The organism is Nocardia sp. NPDC050175 (assembly GCF_044459885.1).
GTDB lineage: Bacteria > Actinomycetota > Actinomycetes > Mycobacteriales > Mycobacteriaceae > Nocardia.
Map to the genome: position 1 here is coordinate 226,590 of NZ_JBITJI010000014.1, position 22,304 is coordinate 248,893.

At 67.9% G+C, this 22,304-nt stretch carries 23 protein-coding genes; 6 read left to right on the top strand and 17 right to left on the bottom strand.

Annotated elements, in window-relative coordinates; genetic code table 11:
• Positions 1–3: 3 nt before the first annotated feature.
• From ACIBK2_RS37205 to ACIBK2_RS37215, 3 genes are all read right to left on the bottom strand, one after another.
• Complete coding sequence (locus tag ACIBK2_RS37205; protein WP_396974474.1) at positions 4–804, bottom strand: inositol monophosphatase family protein; 801 nt, start codon at positions 802–804, stop codon at positions 4–6.
• Entirely contained in the window at positions 801–1,532 is a 732-nt protein-coding gene (gene priA, locus ACIBK2_RS37210; protein ID WP_396974475.1) for a bifunctional 1-(5-phosphoribosyl)-5-((5-phosphoribosylamino)methylideneamino)imidazole-4-carboxamide isomerase/phosphoribosylanthranilate isomerase PriA, read from the bottom strand. Before priA ends, ACIBK2_RS37205 begins: the two co-directional genes overlap by 4 nt.
• Positions 1,533–1,671: 139 nt before the next feature.
• A complete protein-coding gene (locus ACIBK2_RS37215) occupies positions 1,672–2,112 on the bottom strand; it encodes a MarR family transcriptional regulator (RefSeq protein WP_357391322.1) in 441 nt (146 codons plus the stop codon).
• Between the two features lie 97 nt (positions 2,113–2,209).
• Between ACIBK2_RS37215 and ACIBK2_RS37220 the strand changes: the two genes are divergently transcribed.
• Both ACIBK2_RS37220 and ACIBK2_RS37225 read left to right on the top strand, forming a co-directional pair.
• Positions 2,210–2,701: a nuclear transport factor 2 family protein gene (locus ACIBK2_RS37220; protein WP_396974476.1), complete on the top strand. Its 492-nt coding sequence runs from the start codon at positions 2,210–2,212 to the stop codon at positions 2,699–2,701.
• A gap of 192 nt (positions 2,702–2,893) precedes the next feature.
• Complete coding sequence (locus ACIBK2_RS37225) at positions 2,894–3,355, top strand: hypothetical protein (protein ID WP_396974477.1); 462 nt, start codon at positions 2,894–2,896, stop codon at positions 3,353–3,355.
• An 11-nt stretch (positions 3,356–3,366) separates the two neighbouring features.
• Here the strand turns inward: ACIBK2_RS37225 and hisH are convergent, their stop codons facing one another.
• The 8 genes from hisH to ACIBK2_RS37265 form a co-directional block, all read right to left on the bottom strand.
• On the bottom strand, positions 3,367–4,002 hold the full coding sequence (gene hisH, locus ACIBK2_RS37230; protein ID WP_396974478.1) for an imidazole glycerol phosphate synthase subunit HisH: 636 nt from the start codon (positions 4,000–4,002) through the stop codon (positions 3,367–3,369).
• A complete protein-coding gene (gene hisB, locus ACIBK2_RS37235; RefSeq protein WP_396974480.1) occupies positions 3,999–4,616 on the bottom strand; it encodes an imidazoleglycerol-phosphate dehydratase HisB in 618 nt (205 codons plus the stop codon). The genes hisH and hisB overlap by 4 nt, the downstream gene beginning before the upstream one ends.
• A gap of 20 nt (positions 4,617–4,636) precedes the next feature.
• The gene (locus ACIBK2_RS37240; RefSeq protein WP_396974482.1) at positions 4,637–5,770 is read right to left on the bottom strand and encodes a histidinol-phosphate transaminase; all 1,134 of its coding nucleotides are present in this window, start codon (positions 5,768–5,770) and stop codon (positions 4,637–4,639) included.
• Positions 5,767–7,104: a histidinol dehydrogenase gene (gene hisD, locus ACIBK2_RS37245; RefSeq protein WP_396974484.1), complete on the bottom strand. Its 1,338-nt coding sequence runs from the start codon at positions 7,102–7,104 to the stop codon at positions 5,767–5,769. Before hisD ends, ACIBK2_RS37240 begins: the two co-directional genes overlap by 4 nt.
• A 137-nt stretch (positions 7,105–7,241) precedes the next feature.
• Positions 7,242–8,822 (bottom strand): protein kinase, encoded by a 1,581-nt coding sequence (locus ACIBK2_RS37250; RefSeq protein ID WP_396974486.1) that lies wholly within the window; start codon positions 8,820–8,822, stop codon positions 7,242–7,244.
• Positions 8,823–8,978: 156 nt separating this feature from the next.
• A complete protein-coding gene (locus ACIBK2_RS37255) occupies positions 8,979–10,727 on the bottom strand; it encodes a penicillin-binding transpeptidase domain-containing protein (protein ID WP_396974488.1) in 1,749 nt (582 codons plus the stop codon).
• 60 nt (positions 10,728–10,787) lie between these two features.
• On the bottom strand, positions 10,788–11,654 hold the full coding sequence (locus tag ACIBK2_RS37260) for an arylamine N-acetyltransferase (protein WP_396974490.1): 867 nt from the start codon (positions 11,652–11,654) through the stop codon (positions 10,788–10,790).
• A gap of 1,171 nt (positions 11,655–12,825) precedes the next feature.
• Positions 12,826–14,043, bottom strand: coding sequence for an MFS transporter (locus ACIBK2_RS37265; protein WP_396974492.1), 1,218 nt, complete (start codon positions 14,041–14,043; stop codon positions 12,826–12,828).
• Positions 14,044–14,152: 109 nt separating this feature from the next.
• Here ACIBK2_RS37265 and ACIBK2_RS37270 point away from each other — a divergent pair, with 109 nt between their 5' ends.
• From ACIBK2_RS37270 to ACIBK2_RS37280, 3 genes are all read left to right on the top strand, one after another.
• Positions 14,153–14,494: an ArsR/SmtB family transcription factor gene (locus ACIBK2_RS37270; RefSeq protein ID WP_379289336.1), complete on the top strand. Its 342-nt coding sequence runs from the start codon at positions 14,153–14,155 to the stop codon at positions 14,492–14,494.
• A gap of 192 nt (positions 14,495–14,686) precedes the next feature.
• Entirely contained in the window at positions 14,687–15,121 is a 435-nt protein-coding gene (locus tag ACIBK2_RS37275; RefSeq protein WP_379289506.1) for a tellurite resistance TerB family protein, read from the top strand.
• Positions 15,122–15,151: 30 nt separating this feature from the next.
• Positions 15,152–16,330: a winged helix DNA-binding domain-containing protein gene (locus ACIBK2_RS37280; RefSeq protein WP_396974494.1), complete on the top strand. Its 1,179-nt coding sequence runs from the start codon at positions 15,152–15,154 to the stop codon at positions 16,328–16,330.
• A 2-nt stretch (positions 16,331–16,332) separates the two neighbouring features.
• Here ACIBK2_RS37280 and ACIBK2_RS37285 read toward each other — a convergent pair whose 3' ends face one another.
• The 5 genes from ACIBK2_RS37285 to nadA form a co-directional block, all read right to left on the bottom strand.
• A complete protein-coding gene (locus ACIBK2_RS37285) occupies positions 16,333–17,334 on the bottom strand; it encodes an alpha/beta hydrolase family protein (RefSeq protein ID WP_396974496.1) in 1,002 nt (333 codons plus the stop codon).
• A gap of 76 nt (positions 17,335–17,410) precedes the next feature.
• On the bottom strand, positions 17,411–18,271 hold the full coding sequence (nadC, locus tag ACIBK2_RS37290) for a carboxylating nicotinate-nucleotide diphosphorylase (RefSeq protein ID WP_396974498.1): 861 nt from the start codon (positions 18,269–18,271) through the stop codon (positions 17,411–17,413).
• A 100-nt stretch (positions 18,272–18,371) separates the two neighbouring features.
• On the bottom strand, positions 18,372–19,994 hold the full coding sequence (locus ACIBK2_RS37295; protein WP_396974500.1) for an L-aspartate oxidase: 1,623 nt from the start codon (positions 19,992–19,994) through the stop codon (positions 18,372–18,374).
• Entirely contained in the window at positions 19,991–20,146 is a 156-nt protein-coding gene (locus tag ACIBK2_RS37300) for a hypothetical protein (protein WP_396974501.1), read from the bottom strand. Before ACIBK2_RS37300 ends, ACIBK2_RS37295 begins: the two co-directional genes overlap by 4 nt.
• On the bottom strand, positions 20,143–21,201 hold the full coding sequence (gene nadA, locus ACIBK2_RS37305) for a quinolinate synthase NadA (RefSeq protein WP_396974503.1): 1,059 nt from the start codon (positions 21,199–21,201) through the stop codon (positions 20,143–20,145). Before nadA ends, ACIBK2_RS37300 begins: the two co-directional genes overlap by 4 nt.
• A gap of 76 nt (positions 21,202–21,277) precedes the next feature.
• Here nadA and ACIBK2_RS37310 point away from each other — a divergent pair, with 76 nt between their 5' ends.
• Complete coding sequence (locus ACIBK2_RS37310) at positions 21,278–22,036, top strand: NUDIX domain-containing protein (RefSeq protein ID WP_396974505.1); 759 nt, start codon at positions 21,278–21,280, stop codon at positions 22,034–22,036.
• A gap of 12 nt (positions 22,037–22,048) precedes the next feature.
• Here ACIBK2_RS37310 and ACIBK2_RS37315 read toward each other — a convergent pair whose 3' ends face one another.
• Positions 22,049–22,225: a hypothetical protein gene (locus ACIBK2_RS37315; protein WP_379289324.1), complete on the bottom strand. Its 177-nt coding sequence runs from the start codon at positions 22,223–22,225 to the stop codon at positions 22,049–22,051.
• Positions 22,226–22,304: the final 79 nt, after the last annotated feature.

Genomic DNA, 22,304 nt, shown 5'->3' on the forward strand with positions numbered 1-22,304 from the left:
GCCTCACCCTTCATCGGCCACCGTGCAGATCATTTCGAGCAGCTCCTCGTGCACGCCGGGCGCGGCGGCCAGCACCGAGCCCGAGGTGATGGTCCACGGCGCGCCGGCCAGGTCGGTGACCACGCCACCCGCGGCGCGGATCAGCGCGACCCCCGCGGCGTTGTCCCACGGATGATGGCCGAACACGATGGCCCCACCGAGCACGCCGGACGCGGTGAACGCCAGGTCGATGCCGGTGGAGCCGTGCATCCGCACCCGGGAGGAGAGCCTGCTGAGCGGGCCGAGCAGATCGAAGCGGAACTGCCCCGGGATCCGCCCCTGCGCGTCGACATTGAACGCGCCGAACCCGATCATCGCCTCGGCCAGCTTCCCGTGCGGCAACGGCGGCAGCGGTTGGCCGTTCAACAGAACCGGCCCGCCTTCGATCGCGGCGTAACGCTGCCCGAGCAACGGCAACCAGGTCAGGCCGAGCACCGGCGCACCGTCGTGCACCAGCGCGAGCAGCATGCCCGAAAGTGGGTGTCCGGAGGAGTAATTGAAGGTGCCGTCGATCGGATCGAGCACCCACGCGGTGCCGGAGACGAGCTGCGGGCCGCCGAATTCCTCGCCGTGCACCTTGATTCCGGTGCGGCGCTCCAACTGGGCGGAGATGGTGCGTTCCAGCTCCAGGTCGAGTTCGGTGGCGAAGTCGTTGCGGCCCTTGGTGACCGCGCTCGGCGCGCCGACCCCCTCGATGAAGCGTGAGGTGACCGAGTCGAGGATCTCGCGGGCGACAGCGAGCAGTGCCGATAGGTCCGGGCTCATCTCACCGCGGCCAGCGCCTCGGGCAGCGTGAACCGGCCCGCGTAGAGCGCCTTGCCGACGATCGAACCCTCGACACCCTCCGGCACCAGTTCGGCGATCGCGATCAGGTCCTCGATGGTGGAAACGCCGCCGGAGGCGATGACCGGTGCGTCGGTGGCGTTGCACACCTCGCGAAGCAGGTCCAGGTTCGGGCCGGTCAGCGTGCCGTCCTTGGTGACGTCGGTGACCACGTAGCGGGAGCAGCCGTCGCGCTCCAGGCGCTCGAGCACCTCCCACAGGTCGCCGCCGTCGCTGACCCAGCCGCGGCCGCGCAGCCGGTAGTCGCCGTCGATGATGCGCACGTCGAGGCCGACCGCGACGCGCTCGCCGTGCCTGGCGATGGCCTTGGCGCACCACACCGGATCCTCCAGCGCGGCGGTGCCGAGGTTCACCCGGGCGCAACCGGTGGCCAGCGCGGCCTCCAGGGACTCGTCGTCGCGGATGCCGCCGGACAGCTCCACCTTGACGTCGAGCTCGCCGACAACCCCGGCCAGCAGTTCGCGATTCGAGCCGCGACCGAACGCCGCGTCGAGATCGACCAGATGCACCCACTCCGCGCCCGCGCGCTGCCATTCCAGGGCGGCGTCGCGCGGCGAGCCGTAGTTGGTTTCGCTACCGGCCTCCCCTTGCACGAGGCGCACAGCCTCTCCATTGGCAACATCGACGGCGGGTAGCAGCACAAGACTCACGACTGCGCCTCGCTGGCGCTCGGCTCCGTCGACGTCTTTGACGCTGTGTTGATGGTTCGTTCGCTACGCTCACTCACGCGACCACCCTAGTAGTTGGTTCCATTCGCCCCGTCCCCGGCCTGCGGATATAGGAGCTGGATCACCGATCGAGAATGCGGGTCAATAGTCGGACGAGCTCAGCGCGCTCAGCGGGGTTGAGACCGGCCAGCAGTTCGTCCTGTGCACCGGCCAGCCGCTCGTCGAGCTCGGCGAGATGCGCCGTGCCCGCGTCGGTGATGGTGACGATCTTGCGCCTGCGATCGCCTTCGTCTGGGCTGCGCTCGACGAAACCACGGTCGGCCAGCTCGTTGACGGTGGCGACGATGTCACTGCGGTCGATGCGGGTGCGTCGCCCCAGGTCGGCCTGGCTGATCGAGCCGAACTCGCCGAGCGCGGCGAGCAGCGCGTAGTGATAGCGCCGGGAGCCGGTGGCGTTCAGCGCGCGCTCGGTGGCCCGGTTGGCGACGAGGGCAACCTGATTGACCAGCCGGGTGGGCAGCGCCCGCAGCCTGGCGGGAGCACCCTCGTGCGAGATCTCCATGGCAGCAATCTAACTCTTGTTGGTCACACCCACAATATGTTAACGTTGGCGACACCAACGTTGGACAGGCCAACATTTAAGTCGAAAAGGCAACTCCATGAGCAAGATCCGCTTCCCCGCACGCCCCCTGCCCCTGCTCGCCCGAGCGACCGCAGACACCACGCAGCGGCAGTTGCGAGAGTTGTTGGACCGCAACGAGATCACCGCGCTGGTCGACCGGCTCGGCCGCGCCCTGGACGAGGGACACTTCGACGATTTCCAAACCCTCTACACGCCCGACGCGACAGCGAAGACCCCCGGCGGCAAGGCCGAGGGACGCGACGCACTGACCGCCCAGGCGCGCCGGAATCACTCCGCCGACAAGCGAATTCAGCACTTCATCAGCAACGTGATGATCGACCTCGACAACGACAAGGCCGAGGTCAGAGCGAACCTGATCGCCACCTTCGCCCCGTCCACCGGAACCATCTCCGAACCGCAGTACACCCTCGGCGAGATCTACCGATTCGACGCGATCCGCACCGCGACAGGCTGGCGACTGTCCCGGGTCGAAACCACCCCGATCTGGTCCACCGGCACCCGCCCCTGACGTTCACGCCAGCTCCCCGGACCCTCCCCGATCCGGAATTCCGTTACGGCCCGTTCGATCTCGGCGGACTCCGGCTCGACCGTAGATCCGAGCAAGTCAGCGGGCCGCCCCCGCTCCCGAGGAATCGCCGGTAGTGTCTCGCCTCGGCGACCACTCCGTTCGCCGCTTCCGTACTCTCCCTAGGGATCTCGTATGTCGCGCTCGACCCTCGCTGCCGTGCTCCTGCTTTCGGCCGCCACCTGCACCGCGGTGCTCGCCACCGCGCAGACCGCCGCGGCTGCCCCGCCCGAGGAGGCGCGGCTGGCCGGGTGCGATTTCGGCACCATCGCGGGGACCTACGATTACGCGAATTTCGGCGAGCACGTTGGCAAGATGCTCGACATCACCACCGGGACGTTCCGGGCGGAATTCGAGGATGCCCGGCCGACCATTCAGGCGAACGCCACCGCGAGTCATGTTCGCGCGACGGTCGATTCGGTGGATTGCCGGATCGTTTCCGGTGACGAGGCGCGCGCGGACGTGACCGTCGACGTGGTGCGCACGACGACCAGCGACGAGACCGGCGGCATGCCGAAGACCAACAAGATGTCGCTGCTGTGCACCGTCGAGAACGTGAACGGTCGCTGGCTGGTCAACCGGGCCGAAACCAAGTAGGCCCGTGCGGGTTACAGCGCCTGCACCCAGTTGAGCAGCAGCTGAGCCCCGGCGTCGCCGGACTTCTCCGGGTGGAACTGGGTCGCCGACAGCGCCCCGTTCTCCACCGCGGCGAGGAACGGCACGCCGTGCTCGGCCCAGGTCAGCTTCGGAGTCGCGAAATGCTCGCCGGGCGGCAGATCCCACGTCTGGGCGGCATAGGAGTGCACGAAATAGAAGCGCGTGTCCTCGTCCATGCCCGCGAACAGCACGCTGTCCTGCGGCGCGGATACGGTGTTCCAGCCCATGTGCGGCAGCACCGGCGCGGACAAACGTGCCACGACGCCAGGCCATTCCGCGCAGCCGTCGGTCTCCACGCCGAATTCCACGCCGCGCTCGAACAGGATCTGCATGCCGACGCAGATGCCGAGCACCGGGCGACCACCGGCCAGCCGCTGGCCGATCATCCGCTCGCCCCGCACCTTTCGCAGTCCGGCCATGCAGGCGGCGTAGGCGCCGACGCCGGGTACGACGAGGCCGTCGGCGGCCAGCGCGATCGCCGGATCGGCGGTCACCTCGACCTTCGCGCCCGCCCGCACCAGCGCACGCTCGGCCGAGTGCAGATTGCCCGAGCCGTAGTCGAGCAGGGCAACAGACTTCAGAGTCACAGCGTCCCCTTCGTCGAGGGAACACCCTGCACCCGTGGATCGAGCTCGACCGCCGCACGCAAAGCCCGTGCCACCGCCTTGAATTCGGCCTCGGTGACGTGGTGCTGGTCGCGGCCGTACAGCACGCGCACGTGCAGCGCGATGCGGGCGTTCAACGCGATCGACTCGAAGACGTGCCGATTCAGCACCGTGGAATACGGTGCGCCCGGTCCGGATCCGGGAATCACGGCGTGCAGCAAGTGCTCCGGCTCGCCGGTGTGCACACAGTAGGGCCGCCCGGACACGTCGACCGCGGCGTGCGCCAAGGTCTCGTCCATCGGAATGTAGGCGTCACCGAACCGGCGGATACCCACCTTGTCGCCCAACGCTTTTCCCAGCGCCTGGCCGAACACGATCGCGGTGTCCTCCACCGTGTGGTGCGCCTCGATCTCGATGTCGCCCTCGGCCCGCACGGTCAGGTCGAAGCTGGCGTGTGCCCCGAGCGCGGTCAGCATGTGGTCGTAAAACGGGACGCCCGTGGCGATCTCGGTCTTACCGGTGCCGTCCAGGTCCAGCTCCACCACGATGCTGGACTCTTTGGTGACGCGCTCCACCCGCGCGGTTCGGTTCATCATTGCTTCCTCCACAGGCGGATTCATCGGGGCGTGAGGTCGGTCTCGACCAGGACTCGGCTGACCCTCAAGAACTCGTCGTTCTCCGCGGCCAGACCGATGGTGGTGCGCAGGTAGCCGGGGATGCCGACGTCGCGGATCAGCACACCATGGTCCAGGTAGCGCTGCCAGCTCGCGGCCGCGTCGGTGAATCGGCCGAACAGCAGGAAGTTCGCGTCGCTGGGGATCACGTCGAAGCCGAGGTCGGCCAGCGCCGCCGCGACCCGATCGCGTTGCGCGGCCAGTTGCGCCACGCTGCCGAGGGTTTCGTCGGCGTACCGCAGCGCCGCCCGCGCGGCCGCCTGGGTGACCACCGACAGGTGGTACGGCAACCGCACCAGCAGCATCGCGTCGATCACCGCGGGCGCGGCGACCAGATAGCCGAGTCGTCCACCCGCGAAGGCGAACGCCTTGCTCATGGTCCTGGTCACCACCAGCTTGGCCGGGAAACGGTCGATCAACGCGATGGCACTCGGCTGCGCGGAGAACTCGCCGTAGGCCTCGTCGACCACCACGATGCCCGGCGCGGCTTCCAGAATCCGCGCCAGGTCGTCCTGCGGAATGCTGTGCCCGGTCGGGTTATTGGGGCTGGTCACGAACACCACGTTCGGCGAACGCTCCGCGATGGCGGCCACCGCGTAGTCGACGTCGAGGGAGAAGTCCGCGTTGCGCTTGGCCTCGATCCATTCGGTGTCGATGCCCTCCGAGATGATCGGGTGCATCGAGTACGACGGCACGAAACCCAATGCGCTGCGGCCTGGTCCGCCGAAGGCCTGCAGCAGCTGCTGCAGGATCTCGTTGGAACCGTTGGCCGCCCAGACATTGTCGGTGTCCACCGCGACACCCGTTTGCCTGCCGAGGTATTCGGCCAGATCGGAGCGCAGCGCGACCGCGTCCCGGTCCGGGTAGCGGTGCAGGTCGGCGGCGGCGATCCGAATGGATTCGGCCACGTCGTCGATCAGCGCCTTGCTCGGCGGGTGCGGGTTCTCGTTGGTGTTCAGCTGGACGGGCACCGTCAATTGCGGTGCGCCATAAGGCTTCTTGCCGCGCAGATTCTCTCGCAGCGGTAGGTCGTCCAGGCTGATATCCGCGCCGGGTACGGTGGCCTGCCTACTCATGACAGCGCCTCGAAACGCGCCTGCACGGCCTGTCCGTGCGCGGGCAGGTCCTCGGCATTGGCCAGCGCGACCACATGACCGGCGACATCCTTCAACGCCGCCTCGGTGTAGTCGACCACGTGAATGCCGCGCAGGAACGTCTGCACGCTCAAACCCGAGGAGTGCCTGGCACATCCGGCGGTCGGCAGCACGTGATTGGAGCCCGCGCAGTAGTCGCCGAGGCTCACCGGGGCGTACGCGCCGACGAAAATCGCTCCGGCACTGCGCACCCGGGCGGCCACGGCGGCCGCGTCGACGGTCTGGATCTCCAGGTGCTCGGCCGCGTAGGCGTTCACCACGCGCAGGCCCTGCGCGATATCGTCGACGAGCACCGTGCCGGACTGCTTGCCGCGCAACGCTTCCGTCACCCGGTCGGCGTGCTTGACCACGGTCATCTGCCGGGTCAGCGCCGCGTCCACGGCGTCGGCCAGCTCGGCGCTGTCGGTGACCAGCACGCTGGCCGCGAGCACGTCGTGCTCGGCCTGGCTGATCAGATCCGCCGCCACGTGCACCGGGTCGGCGGTCGCGTCGGCCAGGATCGCGATCTCGGTCGGCCCCGCCTCCGCGTCGATGCCGACCAGGCCACGGCACAGCCGCTTGGCAGCCGTCACGTAGATATTGCCGGGCCCGGTGATCAGATCGACCGGCTCCAGCTGCGCGCCGTCGGTGTCGACGCCGCCGTAGGACAGCAGCGCCACGCCCTGCGCGCCGCCGACCGCCCACACCTCGTCGACGCCGAGCAACTGCGCGGCAGCCAGGATCGTCGGGTGCGGCAGGCCGCCGAACTGCGCCTGCGGCGGCGAGGCCACCACCAGCGAGCCGACGCCCGCGGTCTGCGCGGGCACCACGTTCATGACCACACTGGACGGGTAAACGGCGTTGCCGCCGGGCACATACAGCCCGACCCGCTCGACGGGCACCCAGCGCTCGGTCACCGTGCCGCCGGGTACCACCTCGGTGGTCTTGTCGGTGCGCCGCTGATCGGCGTGCACCTTCCTGGCCCTGGCGATGGATTCCTCCAGCGCCGCACGCACCGCAGGATCCAGCTCGGTCAGCGCCTTTTCCAGCTCGGCCGCAGGTACCCGCACCGTCGCCGGGCTCACCCCGTCGAACTGCTCGCTGTACTCCTGCGCCGCCGCGACGCCACGATCCCGGATCGCCTCGACCACCGGTCGCACATGATGCAGCACCGAGTCCACGTCGACTCCCCCGCGCGGCAGCGCGGCGCGCAGCTCGGCAACGGAGGGAGTGCGACCGCGCAGATCAACGCGGGCGAGCTCGATGCGGGTAGTCATGTGGTGTCGATCCTTGTCCTCAGCCGAATCCGCAACAGGAAAGTTGCAGCTACCAGCCTAGTAGGCCGACGCCAGCCGTTATCCGCACGGTGGCCTACCAGACATCAGCGGCTCGAGCTGCGACGCATCGAGCCCGTTCAGGAAAGGTTGGGGAAGCGGGTGTCGCTGTCGAGGAGGAGCTTTCCACCGGAGCTGATCACGCGCAGGGTCACCGGCTGATCCTGGCCGTCGACGATGAGACTGGCCAGCTTGATATCGAGCGAGCCGTCCGGGTTGTTGGGGCCTGCCGCCCGGATGCTGGCGAAGGTGTCGACGGTGTGCTGATCCCAGTACTGCCGGAACGCCGTCTCAGTGCCGTAGATCTTCTGTGCGGCCGGCGACAGGATGGACCACGATCCGCTTGCGTCGTCGTAGAACTTCTTCACGAGCGCACCCGCGGGTTGCTCGGTGACCTTGCTGCCATCGCTGGTGGTCTTGCCCGGCGTGCCGGACGGAGCGACGGGGCTCGTGCTGGCCGTCGACGAGCTCGTCGATGGCGGACCCGCCTGCACGGTCGGCGAATTCGAGTCCTTCTGACTCAACGCGCCGATGAGAATCGCGGCCACCGCGACGACCGCGCCGATCGCGGCGCCGATCATGATGGCCTTGCTCTTGCCGCCGGACTTACGCGGCACCGGTCGCGGCTGGGCCTGGGTGCGCGGGTGGGTGGCCGTGTTCGACTGCGCGGGCCGGCGCGGCGCGTGCTGCGGGCGCGGTGCCTGCTTCTGCGGACGCGGCTGACGCTCGGTCGGCTGGTGCACCGGTGCGGACACCGCCGACGGACGCAGTGCGCGCGTCGCGGATTCCGGCGCCCCGTTGCGGCGGCGCACGAAAGCCTCACTGGCGGGCACGAATCCGGCGGCCACCGAGGCGGGGCCGGAGTCGGCGAACGCGGCGAGGTGGTCCAGGGCCGCGCGCATGGTCGGCCGGTCCTGCGGTTCCGGGCTGAGCAGGTCGAGCAGGAAATCCGTTGCGGGACCGGCGTTTCGCGGCTCGCTGACCTGGCCGTTGGCGGCGGCGTAGAGCACGGCGAGCGGGTTGGCGTTCGCGCCGTACGGCGGCTCGCCCTCCAGCGCATGGAAAAGCGTTGCCCCCAGGGCGAATACATCCGAGGCGGGCGTCGGATCGGCGCCGCGCGCCATCTCCGGTGCGAGATAGGCGGCGGTACCGCAGATCAGACCGGTTTCGGTGAGCGTGACATCGCCTGCGGCACGGGAGATACCGAAGTCGGTGATCTTCACGGTGCCGTGGTCGTCGAGCAAGATGTTGCCCGGCTTCACATCCCGGTGCACGATGCCCGCGTCGTGCGCGGCGATCAGCGCCGAGGCGACCTGCTCGCCGATCCGCGCGACCTGCGTCAACGGCAGCGGGCCCTGCGCGGACAGCACGCCGGCCAGGCTGTTGGACTTCAGGTACTCCATCACCAGGCAGGGATCACCCTGATGCTCGGTGATGTCGAACACGACGATGGCGTTCGGATGCTGGAATCGGGCGGCATTGCGCGCCTCGCGAATGGCGCGCTGGCGCACCACATCACGCTCGGCCTCGGGGAGGCTCGGCTTGATATGGATCTGCTTGACGGCCACCGAGCGTTGCAGACGCTCGTCGATGGCACGCCAAACTACACCTGTGCCGCCGCTACCAATCCGCTCGACCAGGCGGTAATGCTCCGCGATCAACTGACCGGTATCGATGGCGCCTACTCCGAACCTTCTCGAAATCGTGACATCCCGCATATTGCTTACAGACGCGGTCCGGGGACGAGTGTAGCTGGCCGCGCGACTTCGGTCCGCGCCAGCACGGGCATATTCTCCGCCCAGATCGGCGCGGCGGAGCTAGCGCGCCGCTCGCAGCATCCGTCCGGCCGCGTCGACCGCGGGTCCTGAGCTGTTCGCATCGTTGATGAACACGGCAAATGCCAGGTCATCGGCGATGCCGACGAACCAGCCGTGCGCGTGCGTGTCATCGATGAATTCTGCGGTGCCGGTCTTGCCGAGCAAGCCGGGGATATCGCGCAACTGGGTGGCGGTTCCGGCGGTGACCGTCTCCCGCATCATGGCCTTGACCTGGTCGGCGACGCTCGCGGGCAGCGGAGCCGGTGTTTTGTCCGGTGTGCCGGGCTGGCCCTTGACGATGGTGGGCGCGGGCACCGAACCGTGTGCGATGGACGCGGCGACCAGTGCCATACCGAACGGTGTCGCGGTCACCTGGCCCTGACCGATGGCGGATTCGACCCGTAGGGCGGGGGTGTCGGCGGACGGCACCTTGCCGGTGACGGTGGTCAGGCCGGGTGTGACGTAGTCGATGCCGAGACCCAGTTGTGCGGCTGCGTTCGTCAGCGCGTCGGCGGGCAATTTCACGCCGAGCTCGCCCATGGTGGTGTTGCAGGAACGCGCGAACGCGGTGTGCAGCGGGACCTGGCCGAGGTCGAAATTATTGTCGTTGGGGATCTTGCGGCCCTCGATGTTCGCGACGCCGGGGCACGGGAGCACCGTGTCCGGGGTGGCGATGCCCGCTTGCAGCGCGGCCGAGACGGTGACCGTCTTGAAGGTCGACCCCGGCGGGTACAGGCCGGTGAGGGCGATCGGGCCCTGCGCGTCGGCGGCGTTGTTCTGCGCGACCGCGACGACATTGCCGGTGGACGGTTGCAGCGCGACGATCGCTGCGGGCTGGGTGATCGGTGCCAGCGCCGCCTCTGCCGCCTGCTGGATGTCGATGTTCAGCGTGGACGCGATGTCCGCGGTCGGCTTGGGATCCTGGCCGCCGACGCGCTGCGTGCCGTCGCCGGTCTGTGCGCGCACTGCCCAGCCCGCGTTGTCGTCGGCGTTCTTCTGCCACAGTTCGGCCAGGCCGGACAGGGTCGGTGAGGCGAGGGATTTGTCGGTGGTGAGCAGGCGGGTCTGCGGCGCGAGCGTCACGCCGGACATGCCGGACAACTGCGCTTGGATCGGCGCGATATCGGCGTCGCGCAGGCTGATCGCGGTGATCGGTTTGCCCTGCGCCCCAGCGAGATCGGTCTGCAGCGACTGCGCGGTGAGGCCGGGCGAGATCGGGCCCAGCAGCGCGGCGAGCGCGGCGGTGTCGGCGCCGGGACTCACGTTCACCAGCGTGACCACCTGCTGGGCCATCAACTCGCCGCCGGTGGAATCGAGAATGCGGGAAGGCTGCGGGTAGACCGGGCTGTAGCTCAGCGGGCCTGCGGCCAGGCCCGGTGCGACTGTGTCCGGGTTCCACTTGACCTTCCAGCCGCCGTCGTCGGCCGCGGTGCCGGTGGTGGTGTAGGTCCACTCGGATTTGCCGTCCTTGCCGAGCTTCCAGGTGGCGGCCAGCGTGAAGGTGTTCTTGTCGATCGAGCGAACGTCGAAGCGCACCTCCTTGCCGAGGCCGTCGTAGAGCTTGCCGAGGGTGTCGGCGGCCTTCGTCGGGTCGTCGGTGAGCTTGGCCGCGGCCGCGACATCGTCGCGGTTCAGCGCGTCGGCGAACTGGCCTGCGACCGTGTCGGGCTGGTCCGGGCCGGACGAGCAGGCGGCGAGCACGAGGGCGGGTGCGGCGAACAGGACGAGGTAATTCCGGCGGGTACGCACCCCGCCGACTGTATCTGCCGACCCCGGCCGGGTGGGCGAGGCTGTGCGGGGTGGCCTGGGTCAAGCCGTGCGCCAGGAGCCCCTGACCAGGGCGTCGGCGTCCGCATCGATGAGGTCGATGGCGAATTCCTCGGACAGGATCTTCGGCAGTTCGGTCGCCTCGATCAGGCGTGTTTCGCTGGTTCCGTCCGGGCGTTCGGTGATCAGGCTGGTGCCGTCGACGGTCAGGTGGATGTCGGGGCCGAACCGCTGTGCGTAGGGGCGGGTGGTGAACGGGGAGCGCGGCGACGTCGAGACGAAGTGGTTGCCGACTGCGAAGTCGATGCGGTACTGCGGGGTGGTCGGGAAGGTGTAGCGGCTGATCCAGCCTTCCTTACCGAACTGATGCAGCACCCACAGATCGGTGTCCAGCTCGCCGCGGGCGAGTTCCAGCCGGAACCGCCAGTCCCCCGCCGTGAATTCGCCTGTTCCGGTGGACAATTCGAACGGCTCGAGCGGACCGGAGCCGAATCCGACGTCGCACAACCACACTCGATCATCGTCGCTCGTCGTCACCCGCAGCAGGGCATGCGTCGCGGGCCGCAGGCCCTCGTCCACGCCCATGGTGACGCGCGCACTCAACGCGGTGACACCGAAGCCGAGCCGCTCCAGCGCCGCCGCGAACAACCCGACCTGCTCATAGCAGTAGCCGCCGCGACGCCGCCGAACCAGCTTGTCCTGCACCGACTCCAGATCGAGCAAGATCGGCCGGCCGAGAATGATCTCCAGGTTCTCGAACGGAATCGAGGTGGTATGCCCGTAAACCAACTTCCGCAGCGTCGCCACCGTAGGTGCCCGCTCACCATCGAACCCGATCCGCGCCAGATACCCATCAAGGTCCAGCTCCGCGCCATCCCAGTGATACGCCGGATCCGTCGGCTTACCCATCTCACCCTCACTTCGTCATCGGTGTCGTCAACGTCAACCGCAGCTGGTCGCGATCCTGTTCCCGTCGGCGCGACCAGCGCATGTGGACTTTGCCATGTCAGCGCCGATCGGCAACAAGGCGATTCTCAGTCGTCGCGACGCCACTGGCCAGCCGTTTATCCCGGGGCGCGGTGCCATTCGGTCTGATGGGGCGGATCGGTGCCATTCGGATCGATCACGCAACGCGGCATCGTTCAATCTGACTCACCGCCGCCACACCGTTCGAACCGACCACGCGGCGCCACACCTACGCCAACGACCACTTGACTCGCCTCGTTTTCCCCAGCCTCTTTCAACCGGACCACAGCCAGTCCTCCCGCTGGAACCCACACGTTGCCTATCACAAGTTGCGGAAGAGAAGGTCGGGTACCCCACCTGACGTGCTCAGCACTACTCAGGTCATCCGATGGGTTGTCGAAAACCTCTGGGCCAGTACACCATCGGAGATCTCTCCGTACACGATCTCGGACCAGTACACCCACAGACCCCCGGAATAGTGCACCTATCCGGGCAAGTGCTTCTCAGGACTCCAGAGGTGGACAGCTCATAGAAGCTGAAGACCTATCCACATTTTCCCGTGAGTAGTGCTGGGCGCGTCGCCTGCCGTACCCGGCTTTAGGTGCACGTCAGGTGCGCGATGTCGCGTTGCGGAGGTGGTCATCTGGCTGTGGTTACGTCACAAGCGCTTTGGACAACAGCGAGTGGTCGGCGGCGGTTTCGATGGCCGATCAAGCCCGCGAGGCGCTCGGTGAGCCGGTGTCCCCGGGATCTGCACTCTGTCTCGGGATCGGCACTCGGAATAGGGCCCTAAAGCCAGTGCCGATCCCGAGTTAAGGTGCGGATTCCACTGTCCGCGTGGCGCGTTGGAGGCTGCTCACCCTTTGTGTTACCCGAACACCCCCTGTACGCGGTGTTCGGGTAACACAAAGGGTGAGCGGCTGGGTTCTAGCCCGGCGATCGGGCTGTCAGTGTCGGGAATTGCACTGCTTCTCGGGATCAACCCTTGAACTCAAATCGGAATAGGGCCCTACGGCAGTGCGGATCACGAGGGAGGGTGCGGATTCTGAAAGTACCGGTGTGGCTGTGGTGAATGGTGGGCCGAGGGGCGGCGACGAGGTGTTGGGTGTGGTCGTCACTTGGTCCGCGTGGATACGGCAGCAGCCCGGAACGCGACGATGGCGCCGCCCGCGATGGCTGCTGCGCTCACCACGATCGCGAAGGTTGTCGTGCCGGCGGTCAGACCGATTGTGTCGCTGAGGAACCCTGCGGTCAGCGGGAGTATGGCGGCGGGGAGGTAGCCGCCGACGTTCTGGGCGGCGTTGGCCTCGGCTAGGCGGTCGGTGGGGACGCTGGTGCTGATCGCGGTCAGGCCGCCGAATTGGCCTAAGCCCTGGCCGATTCCGGCGAGTATGGCGGCCGTCGCGAACAAGGTGAGCGAGGACAGGTGCAGCGACAGGATCAGGGTCAGCATGCTTGTTGTCGTCGCGACCGCGCCGCCGAGCAGGATTGTGCGTACCTGCAGACGACGAACAGCGAACTGAATGCCGTTGGCGCCCAGGAACATTACGAAGGCCAGGGCACCCGCGATCACGCGGTTGGTGGCGCCGAGCAGGTGCGCGAGCAGGGACGGACCCAGTGACAGCACGAACGAGGTCGACGTGATGCCCGGCGCGAACACTGCGATACCGAGCAGCACGGCCGTGCGTCCACCCGGCGCCACCGCGGGAATCCGAATCCACGGGCCGCGCCCGCCAGCGCCCTTCGGCAGATCCAGCCGCGCGACCACCACGAAAGCGGTGGCGAGCAGGGCGATTTCGAGAACGAAGATGGTTACCGTCGGGCCGGACACGGTCTCCGACAGCACACCAGAAAGCAGCGGACCGAACCCGGCACCCAGCACCATCGCCGACGAAGCCGCCAGCGCCGCAAGCCGTTTGCGGTCCGGCCCGCCCACATCGGTCACCGCCGCCATGCCCGCCGACACCGCCGCGCCCACCGCGATTCCGGTGAGCAGCCGCGCAACGGCAAGCACCGCAACCGAACTCGCGGTGGCGAACAACACACAGGCCACCATCGCCAGCGCTATCGCGGGCAGCAGCACCGGCTTGCGGCCGACGCGATCCGACACCACACCTGCGACCAGCAGCGCGCCGAGCAGGCCGACGATGTAGCTGGCGAAGATCGCCGTCAACGTGCCGGACGAGAATCCGAACTCACGCTGCCACACCACGTACAGCGGCGTCGCCGCGTTCGACAGCACGAACACCGCCATGACCGGCCACGCCGCCAGCCACACGATGCCGCTCGTCGCCCGTGCCACCGATTCCCGGTGTCCAGTCACCGTCGCCATCCCAACCTCCAATAGTTCGACTTTTCTCGTACCGATACGAACGGAGTCGAACTTAGCATCTAGTACGATAAAACACGTACAACGCACCCACCGTCCGAGGAGACCCGCGATGCCATCGGTCACCGATGTCCCCGACACCCGACTCCCCGAGCCGGACCGCGCCGACCTACGCCTCGATCACGTGCTCGCCGCACTCAGCGATCCACTGCGGCTCACCATGATTCAGAAGCTGCTGATCGAGTCCCCGCACACCGACCGCTCCTGCGGCTGGTTCGACATCGATCGGCCGAAATCGACCCTCACCCACCACTTCCGGGTGCTGCGCGAGGCCGGCGTGACCAGGCAGCAGCGGTACGGACTGGAGCGCCGAAGCAAGATCCGCATCGACGATCTCGACGCTCGCTTCCCCGGCCTGCTCAACCTGGTCCGCGACTGGCAACCCGAACACTGACGGCCGAATCATTGGCGGCCGACGCCGAATCGTTTGCGGCCGAGACCGATCGGCGAAGGTCTGCTACGGTCCCGATATTCAATCCGAGTTCGGGCGCCGCACGGGTTTGCCGGCCCGAACCTTTGCACCGGGGAGTCGGTCATGGCCTTCTTGAGCCGCCTGATGTCCAACGCGACCTTGATCAGCAAGCTGATGGACAACGCGCCGAAATGGCAAGCCCAGTTGCTTGCCAAGAAGAACGACCTGCGCGGAGGGTCCTTCCGCGACGCGAGCATGGGCATCTGCGCCCTGGTCGCGGCGGCCGACGGCACCATCGACCCGGCCGAGCGGATGAAGGTCGCCAACCTCATCGCCGCCGATCAGGTACTGCAGAACTTCCCGATCGACGACCTGCGCGCCCTGTTCGAGGACAACTGCAACCGCCTGACCAGCGATCCCGCCTTCGGCCGCGCGCACGTGCTGCAGCAGATCGGCAAGGCGGCGGGCAAGCCGACCGAGGCCGACGCGGTGATCCGGATCGGCATCATGATCGGCAACGCGGACGGCAACTTCGACCAGTCCGAGATCGCCGCCGTCCGCGAGGCCTGCCAGACCCTGCGCCTGAACCCGCAGGACTTCGGCATCTGAGCCGAACCATCGAACGCTAAGCTTTCGCCTATGCGTTCGATTGATGTGGCGGAGCGGCGGGCTCGGCTGGCGGTGCGGCACCGGCTCGCGGCGGCGGGCCGCACCGATCAGGTCGCCGAGATCGCCCGGTCGCTGGTGGTGCTGCACGCGACCGATCCGGCGACCGTGTACCTGTCCGTCGGGGCCCGCAGCCACACCGTCACCCCGGCCGACGTGGAGCGGGCGCTCTACGACGACCGGACGCTGCTGCGCATGCTGGCGATGCGACGGACCATGTACGTCGCGCCCACCGAGCTGGTCCCGGTGCTGCAGGCGTCGTGCGCGGATGCGTTGGCGCACAAGCAACGTCGCACCTACGGCAGGTACATCGAGCAGTCCGGAGCGGTCGACGGCGACGTGCAGAGCTGGCTCAGCGAGGTCGAAGCCGAAACGCACGACGCGTTGCTGGCCAGGGGCGCGGCCACCGGCAGCCAGCTGAGCAAGGACGTGCCCCGGCTGCGCACGCAGGTGAATACGGCTCCGGACAAGGCGTATTCGAAGCCGACCAACATCACCACCTGGGTGCTGGTGACCCTCGGCTGCGAAGGCCGGATCGTCCGCGGCCGCCCGAACGGCAGCTGGACCAGCAGCCAATACACCTGGGAGCCCATCGAATCCTGGCTGCCGCAAGGCGTTCCGGCGATGACCGCCGAACAGGCCCGCGCCGAACTGCTCCGGCAGTGGCTGCACGCCTTCGGTCCCGCGCCGATCACCGACCTCAAGTGGTGGACCGGCTGGGGATTCGGTGAAGTGCGCAAAGCGCTCACCGATCTCGATCTGGTCGAGGTCGACTTGGACGGCACCACCGGACTACTGCTCGCCGATGACGTGGAACCCGTTGCGGCACCGGAACCTTGGACCGCACTGCTGCCCGCCCTCGATCCGACCCCGATGGGCTGGCAGTCCCGCGACTGGTACCTCGGCCCGCACGCACCGGCCCTGTTCGACACCAATGGCAATGTCGGACCGACGATTTGGTGCGACGGTCGCATCGTCGGTGGCTGGGCGCAACGTGCCGACGGCGAAATCGTCTATCGCCTACTGGAAGACGTGGGTGCCGACGCGGTGGCGATGATCGAAGCCGAAGCCGCGCGTACCACCGAGTGGTTCGGTGACGTACGCGCTATCCCCCGCTTCCGAACTCCACTCCAACGCGAACTGACCGCCTGAACTCACGCGGTGCAGGGACCGCCCGGCGGTGGCGGCGGCGCGGTGTCGACGCCGGCGAGCACATTGGTGACGTAATCGTGGGCCACGCCGTCCAAAGGCTCCAACCCCTCGGTAACCCGCTCGACCACACAGATGCCCTGGTCCCAGGTCTGACCGACGTCGTGCACGCCGGGTTGGACGCTGCCGTCCGGGCCACGATCGGTGACCACCGTGTACATCGAGTACGGCTTGCCCGCCGCCGCCAGCGCGTTCTTCAGATCGACCGAATGCTGGTACGGCACATCCACATCGAAGAGTCCGTGGATCAGGAAGGTGCGCTCGACGTTCAGCTTCGGCGCGATGGCGACCAGCGAACGGTCGGCGTAAGCCTGCGGGCACACCTGGGGCGTGCAGCCGCCCGCGTCGCGCTCGATCTGCCCCTTCTGCACCGGGAAGAACGCGCTGGAGAGATTCCAGTAGTCGAGGATATTCGTCGGAGCGAACGCGTCCACCCAGTAGTCGAACAGCCCGGCGGGCCCGTACGCCACCGCAAGCCCCGCGGTCAGCCCGCCCTGGCTCCACCCCCACAGCACGGTCTTGCCGATCGACGGATGCTCGGCCTTGTACTGCTGGGTGAAGGCCACCGTGTCATGCCAACCGGCCCACGGATTGAACTCACCGGGCTTCCACACGCTGCCCTCGGCCCGCTGATCCAACGTCAGCACCGCCGCCCCCGTCCGGCGGGCGATCCCCGACATGACGTCGGGATAGGACGCGGCCGTCTCGCTGTAACCATGCACCGCGACGATCAGGCTGTTCGGCGCAAGATCACCGAGACTGCACCGGTACGGCTCATACACCCGCCCGGTCGCCTGTTCACCATCGACGACCGCAGCGACCGTCCGCTCGGACACGCCCCCGGCACAATCCGGTTCAGCGGACGCAACAGGCGCGGCGAGCCACGACACAGCCAGCAGTGTCACGATCGACAACAACCACGCGAGTGAACGACGGCCACCAGTCATCGCCGTATTTTACCCAGCCACGGCAAATGATCGGCTAACAGCCGGGATCGCAGCCGCCCGGCCGGAGTCGGACACGTCACATGTCCAAGCCCAAATCGAGCACTCGGACCGAGTGGGTGAGGGCGCCGACGGAGAGGTAGTCGACGCCGGTGCCCGCGTACTCGGCGGCCACCTCGAGGCTGAGTCCGCCGGAGGATTCCAGTTTCGTGTTGGGCGCTGCCGCGTTGCGGCGTTGCACGGCGGCCTGGGTCTGCCACAGCGGGAAGTTGTCCAGCAGAACGAGTTCCACGTTCTCGGCGAGGACGGCATCGAGTTGTTCGAGGCTGTCGACCTCGACCTCGCAGGCGATGTCGGGGACCAGCGCGCGGACGGCGCGTAGCGCCTCGACTACCGAGCCCGCCGCGACGACATGGTTGTCCTTGATGAGCGCGGCGTCGCCGAGGCCCATCCGGTGGTTCACGCCGCCGCCGACCCGGACCGCGTACTTCTGCAGCGCGCGCAGCCCGGGCAGGGTCTTGCGGCTGTCCCGGATCTTGCAGTTCGTGCCCGCGACCTCATCGACCCAGGCGGCGGTGGCGGTGGCGATGCCGGAGAGGTGGCAGACCAGGTTGAGCATGGTGCGTTCGGCGGTGAGCAGGCCGCGGGTGGGCGCGACCAGGGTTAGCACGGATTGTCCTGGGGTGACCCGGGTTCCGTCGGCGACGCGTTCGGTGACCTCGTAGTTCCCCGCGCCGATCACCTCGTCGAGCACCAGCAATCCGACGTCGAGACCGGCTACCGTTCCTGGCTGTCGCGGCACCACCGACGCCTTCACCACTGCGTCGGCGGGCACCGTCGCCGCGGTGGTGATGTCCGGGCCGTAGCGCAGGTCCTCGTCGAGCGCGGTCCGAATGAGAGCAACAACCTCATCCTTGGCCAACCCACTATCCAGAGCCATCGAACACTCCTCTATCTATTCGTCGTAAGTACCGAGGTCGAGTGGCACACCATGGCGGGGTCTTGTCGCTGTTTGCCACTCGATCGCGTCGGTCGGGGGTTTATGGGTCGAGCCGGGGGCGACCGTCTTCGTCCAGGAGCACCGGCATGCTGTGCTGGAGCCGGTCGTCCGGGGCGGGATGGTCGGAACGGGTGTGGCATCCGCGACTTTCGGTGCGCGCGGACGCGGCGAGCAGCAAGGTGCGCGCCGTCAGGGTGAGTGCCGCATCCTCGATTCCCGCTATGCGCCCGGCGATCTCGGTGCCGGGAGTCGCCTGTGGCCGGTCGTCGGTCTCGGCAAGGCCGTCGAACCTCGGCCCGGATGATCCCGTCTCGCGTTGCGTCACGGCGTCTTTCATCCGCTTGATTGCCTCATCCAGCCCGGCACGGTCGCGCACGACCGAGGCGTGGTCGGTCATCAGTTGCTGCAGCACATCACGATCCGCGCGCTCGACGACCCGAGTAGGTACGTCGGTCACTCGGACACGCTCGCCGAGACGCTCAGCGGCCGCCGCACCGACACGTTCGCCGACGACGAGACCTTCGAGCAAACTGTTGGACGCCAAGCGGTTCGCGCCGTGCAGTCCGGTGCGCGCGACCTCGCCCGCGGCGTAGAGACCAGCGACCGCAGTGCGACCGTGCGGGTCGGTCACCACACCGCCGCATTGATAGTGCGCCGCAGGAGCAACCGGGATCAGGTCGGTGTGTGGATCGATTCCCGCGGCACGACAAGAGGCGGTAATCGTCGGGAACCGTTGCGGGAAGCCATCAATGGCGCGCGCATCGAGGTAGACGTGATCCGTACCAAGGGCACGCATACGAGCCGCGATGGCACGCGACACCACGTCACGCGGAGCCAAGTCACCGCGCGGATGAACCCCGGCAGTCACCGAATCACCTTCGGAGTCCACCAGAATGCCGCCCTCGCCGCGCACGGCCTCGCTGATCAGCGGCCGACGTCCGAGCCCACCCGGCGTGTACAGCACGGTCGGATGGAACTGCACGAACTCGAGATCCGCCACCGCGGCACCGGCCCAGAGCGCGAGCGCGACACCGTCAGCGGTCGCGCCCGGCGGGTTGGTGCTGAGCGCATAGAGCTGACCGAGGCCACCTGTCGCCAGCAGCACCGCCGGTGCGTGGACAACACCGAATCCCTTGCCGGACACCGCGAGAACGCCCTGCACGCCGCCGGGACCGGTCAGGATCTCGCAGGCCGCCGCACCGAACAGCACCGGCAGCCCGGCCGCATTCAACGCGCGCTGCACCTCCGCGCCGGTGGCATCGCCACCCGCGTGGATGATCCGCCGGGTGCTGTGCCCGCCTTCGCGGGTCCGCGAAATCTGCCCGTCCCGCCCCAGATCGAACACCGCGCCGAGGTCGGTCAGCGCCGCGACCGCCGCCTGCCCACCCTCGACGATCGATCGCACGGCATCGACGTCACACAGCCCGGCACCGGCCTCGACTGTGTCGTGCACGTGCGACTCCACCGAATCCCCGTGCGGCGCAACAACTGCGATCCCACCCTGGGCGTACTGCGTCGAGGTATCGGTGGCTCCGCCCTTGCTGAGCGTGAGCACCCGCAGCCCGCGCAGCGACGCGGTGCGCGCCGCGGTGAGTCCCGCGACGCCGCCACCGATCACCACCAGATCGGCCTCGGTCTCCCAATCGATCGACACTGGAGTCATTCGCCCGTGCCTCTCTGTGCTTTTCGCGGATCACCCGCGCCGAGAACGCTGGTCCGGCCGACCGTCCCGGCTTTCGCCGAGACGACCGTGTGCTGCCGAACCTGCAGGAACCGCCGTCCGACCACCGCCCGCAGGGCAGCGGTCGGCGTCATTCACCACCGCCCGGCGTGCCGATCTCGATCATCCGCTGCACCGAATTACGTCCGCGCGCAGCGGTTTCCAGATCGACATGGACCTCGTCGCGACCCTCGACCAGGCAGCGAAGCAGCGCCGCCGGGGTGATCATCTTCATGTACTTGCACGAGGCCCGGTCGTTCACGGCCTGGAAGTCGATGCCGGGGGCGGCCTTTCGCAGCTGGTGCAGCATGCCGATCTCGGTAGCGACCAGCACCTGGGTCGACAGTCCGCGCTGCTGCTGTACCTGCTTGGCCGCGTCGATCATGCCGCCGGTGGACAGGATGTGCACCCGTTCGGCCGGGAACGCGCCCTCGCCCGCCAGGTACAACGCCGAAGTGGCGCAACCACATTCGGGGTGCACGAACAGGTCCGCGTCCGGGTGGGTGCGCGCCTGCTCGGTCAGTTCGTCGCCGTTGATGCCCGCGTGCACGTGGCATTCGCCGGCCCAGATGTGCATGTTCTCCCGGCCGGTGACCCGCTTGACGTGCGCGCCGAGGAACTGATCCGGCAGGAAGAGCACCTCGCGGTCCTGGTCGATCGAGGCGACCACATCGACCGCGTTGGACGAGGTGCAGCAGATGTCGGTGAGCGCCTTCACTTCCGCGGTGGTGTTCACGTACGACACCACCACCGCGTTCGGGAATTCGGCCTTCCAGGAACGTAAGTCGTCCGCGGTGATGGAATCCGCGAGCGAGCAGCCTGCCCGCTGATCGGGAATCAGGACGGTCTTGGCGGGGCTGAGGATCTTCGCGGTCTCGGCCATGAAGTGCACGCCACAGAACACGATCGTGTCCTCCGGGGCCTCCGCGGCGATCCGGGACAGCGCCAGCGAGTCGCCGACGTGATCGGCCACGTCCTGGATCTCCGGCAACTGATAGTTATGCGCGAGGATCGTCGCGTTTCGTTCGCGGGCCAGTCGCTTGATCTCCTGCGCCCACTCGGGGGTTGCTTCGACACCAGTGAACCCCGACGGCCCGTCGAACACCTGCCCCATCAGCGGAGGCGCCAGTTTCGCACCCATCGTCGCCATGATGGCTCCCTTCGTCGTGCGAGTGGCTACTCCGCCGATTCGCACCAAACCAGGTTTTCGACTTATAATCGAAAACGTGGCCCATAGTAGCACTATCCACGAATCGCTCACCGCGGTGTTCCAGGTTCGCCGCTTCCCCGCGAACATCGCCGCAGGTCCCAGCCCTGCCGACGCCGGAAACGAGGTAATCGGTCGCTGCCCACCCGGGCAGCGGACCGAATTGGCGGTGCTGCTCTGGGAGCGCGCCCTCGACCCGCAAAAGGGCACCTGGTCGCTGCCTGGCGGCCGGTTGCGTGACGACGAGGACCTCGACACCTCGGCCCGCCGCCAGCTCGCGGAGAAGGTCGATGTGCGCGAACTGGCCCATCTCGAGCAGCTGTCGGTCTTCAGCGCCCCCGACCGGGTGCCCGCGCCGCGCCGCATCGCCTCGGCCTATCTCGGCCTGGTCCCGCTCACAGCAGACCCGCAGCTACCCGACGACACCGCCTGGCATCCGCTCTCCGCGCTGCCACTCATGTCGTTCGACCACGGCACCGTCGTCGACCATGCCCGCACCCGCCTGGCCGCCAAGCTCTCCTACACGAATATCGCGTTCGCGCTCGCCCCCGCCGATTTCACCATGTCCACGCTGCGCGAAATCTACTGCGCCGCACTCGGTTACGATGTGGATACGACAAACCTGCAACGAGTCCTGTCCCGCCGCAAGGTAATCACCCCCACCGGCAAGACCAGAGCCCCCGGCCGCGCGGGCGGCCGCCCGGCCGCCGTCTATCGCTACACCGACTCCGGCATCCGCGTCACCGACGAATTCGCTGCCCTGCGCCCACCGACCTGAGCCGCCGCGGACTCACGAATCGACGTTCGCCTTCCGATGCTTACTCCCCCGCCGATACCGCCGCTTGTTCGCCACCGGTTGCGCGGCACTGCTGCGCCGCAACGCATCCCGCCGTCGCCAAGCCACCAGATCGGCCCGCTCCCGCACCTGCTCGACCGGCAGATCCGCCGCCGTCCTGTTCTCGTTCACCGCCGGACCTCCCTTCCACAAGCCGTCCGCGTCAGCCCACCGAAACTACCCCCACCCCCAACGTCGTCTCCACCCAATT

Bases quoted from the DNA above. Each gene is read 5' to 3' on its own strand.
- ACIBK2_RS37260 (WP_396974490.1), bottom strand. From the start codon at position 11,654: ATGGGTAAGCCGACGGATCCGGCGTATCACTGGGATGGCGCGGAGCTG.
- ACIBK2_RS37225 (WP_396974477.1), top strand. From the start codon at position 2,894: ATGTCGCGCTCGACCCTCGCTGCCGTGCTCCTGCTTTCGGCCGCCACC.
- ACIBK2_RS37295 (WP_396974500.1), bottom strand. From the start codon at position 19,994: ATGACTCCAGTGTCGATCGATTGGGAGACCGAGGCCGATCTGGTGGTG.
- hisD (WP_396974484.1), bottom strand. From the start codon at position 7,104: ATGACTACCCGCATCGAGCTCGCCCGCGTTGATCTGCGCGGTCGCACT.
- ACIBK2_RS37240 (WP_396974482.1), bottom strand. From the start codon at position 5,770: ATGAGTAGGCAGGCCACCGTACCCGGCGCGGATATCAGCCTGGACGAC.
- ACIBK2_RS37280 (WP_396974494.1), top strand. From the start codon at position 15,152: ATGCGTTCGATTGATGTGGCGGAGCGGCGGGCTCGGCTGGCGGTGCGG.
- ACIBK2_RS37220 (WP_396974476.1), top strand. From the start codon at position 2,210: ATGAGCAAGATCCGCTTCCCCGCACGCCCCCTGCCCCTGCTCGCCCGA.
- ACIBK2_RS37275 (WP_379289506.1), top strand. From the start codon at position 14,687: ATGGACAACGCGCCGAAATGGCAAGCCCAGTTGCTTGCCAAGAAGAAC.
- nadC (WP_396974498.1), bottom strand. From the start codon at position 18,271: ATGGCTCTGGATAGTGGGTTGGCCAAGGATGAGGTTGTTGCTCTCATT.
- hisB (WP_396974480.1), bottom strand. From the start codon at position 4,616: ATGATGAACCGAACCGCGCGGGTGGAGCGCGTCACCAAAGAGTCCAGC.
- nadA (WP_396974503.1), bottom strand. From the start codon at position 21,201: ATGGCGACGATGGGTGCGAAACTGGCGCCTCCGCTGATGGGGCAGGTG.
- ACIBK2_RS37300 (WP_396974501.1), bottom strand. From the start codon at position 20,146: ATGACGCCGACCGCTGCCCTGCGGGCGGTGGTCGGACGGCGGTTCCTG.
- ACIBK2_RS37265 (WP_396974492.1), bottom strand. From the start codon at position 14,043: ATGGCGACGGTGACTGGACACCGGGAATCGGTGGCACGGGCGACGAGC.
- ACIBK2_RS37205 (WP_396974474.1), bottom strand. From the start codon at position 804: ATGAGCCCGGACCTATCGGCACTGCTCGCTGTCGCCCGCGAGATCCTC.
- ACIBK2_RS37270 (WP_379289336.1), top strand. From the start codon at position 14,153: ATGCCATCGGTCACCGATGTCCCCGACACCCGACTCCCCGAGCCGGAC.
- ACIBK2_RS37215 (WP_357391322.1), bottom strand. From the start codon at position 2,112: ATGGAGATCTCGCACGAGGGTGCTCCCGCCAGGCTGCGGGCGCTGCCC.
- ACIBK2_RS37285 (WP_396974496.1), bottom strand. From the start codon at position 17,334: ATGACTGGTGGCCGTCGTTCACTCGCGTGGTTGTTGTCGATCGTGACA.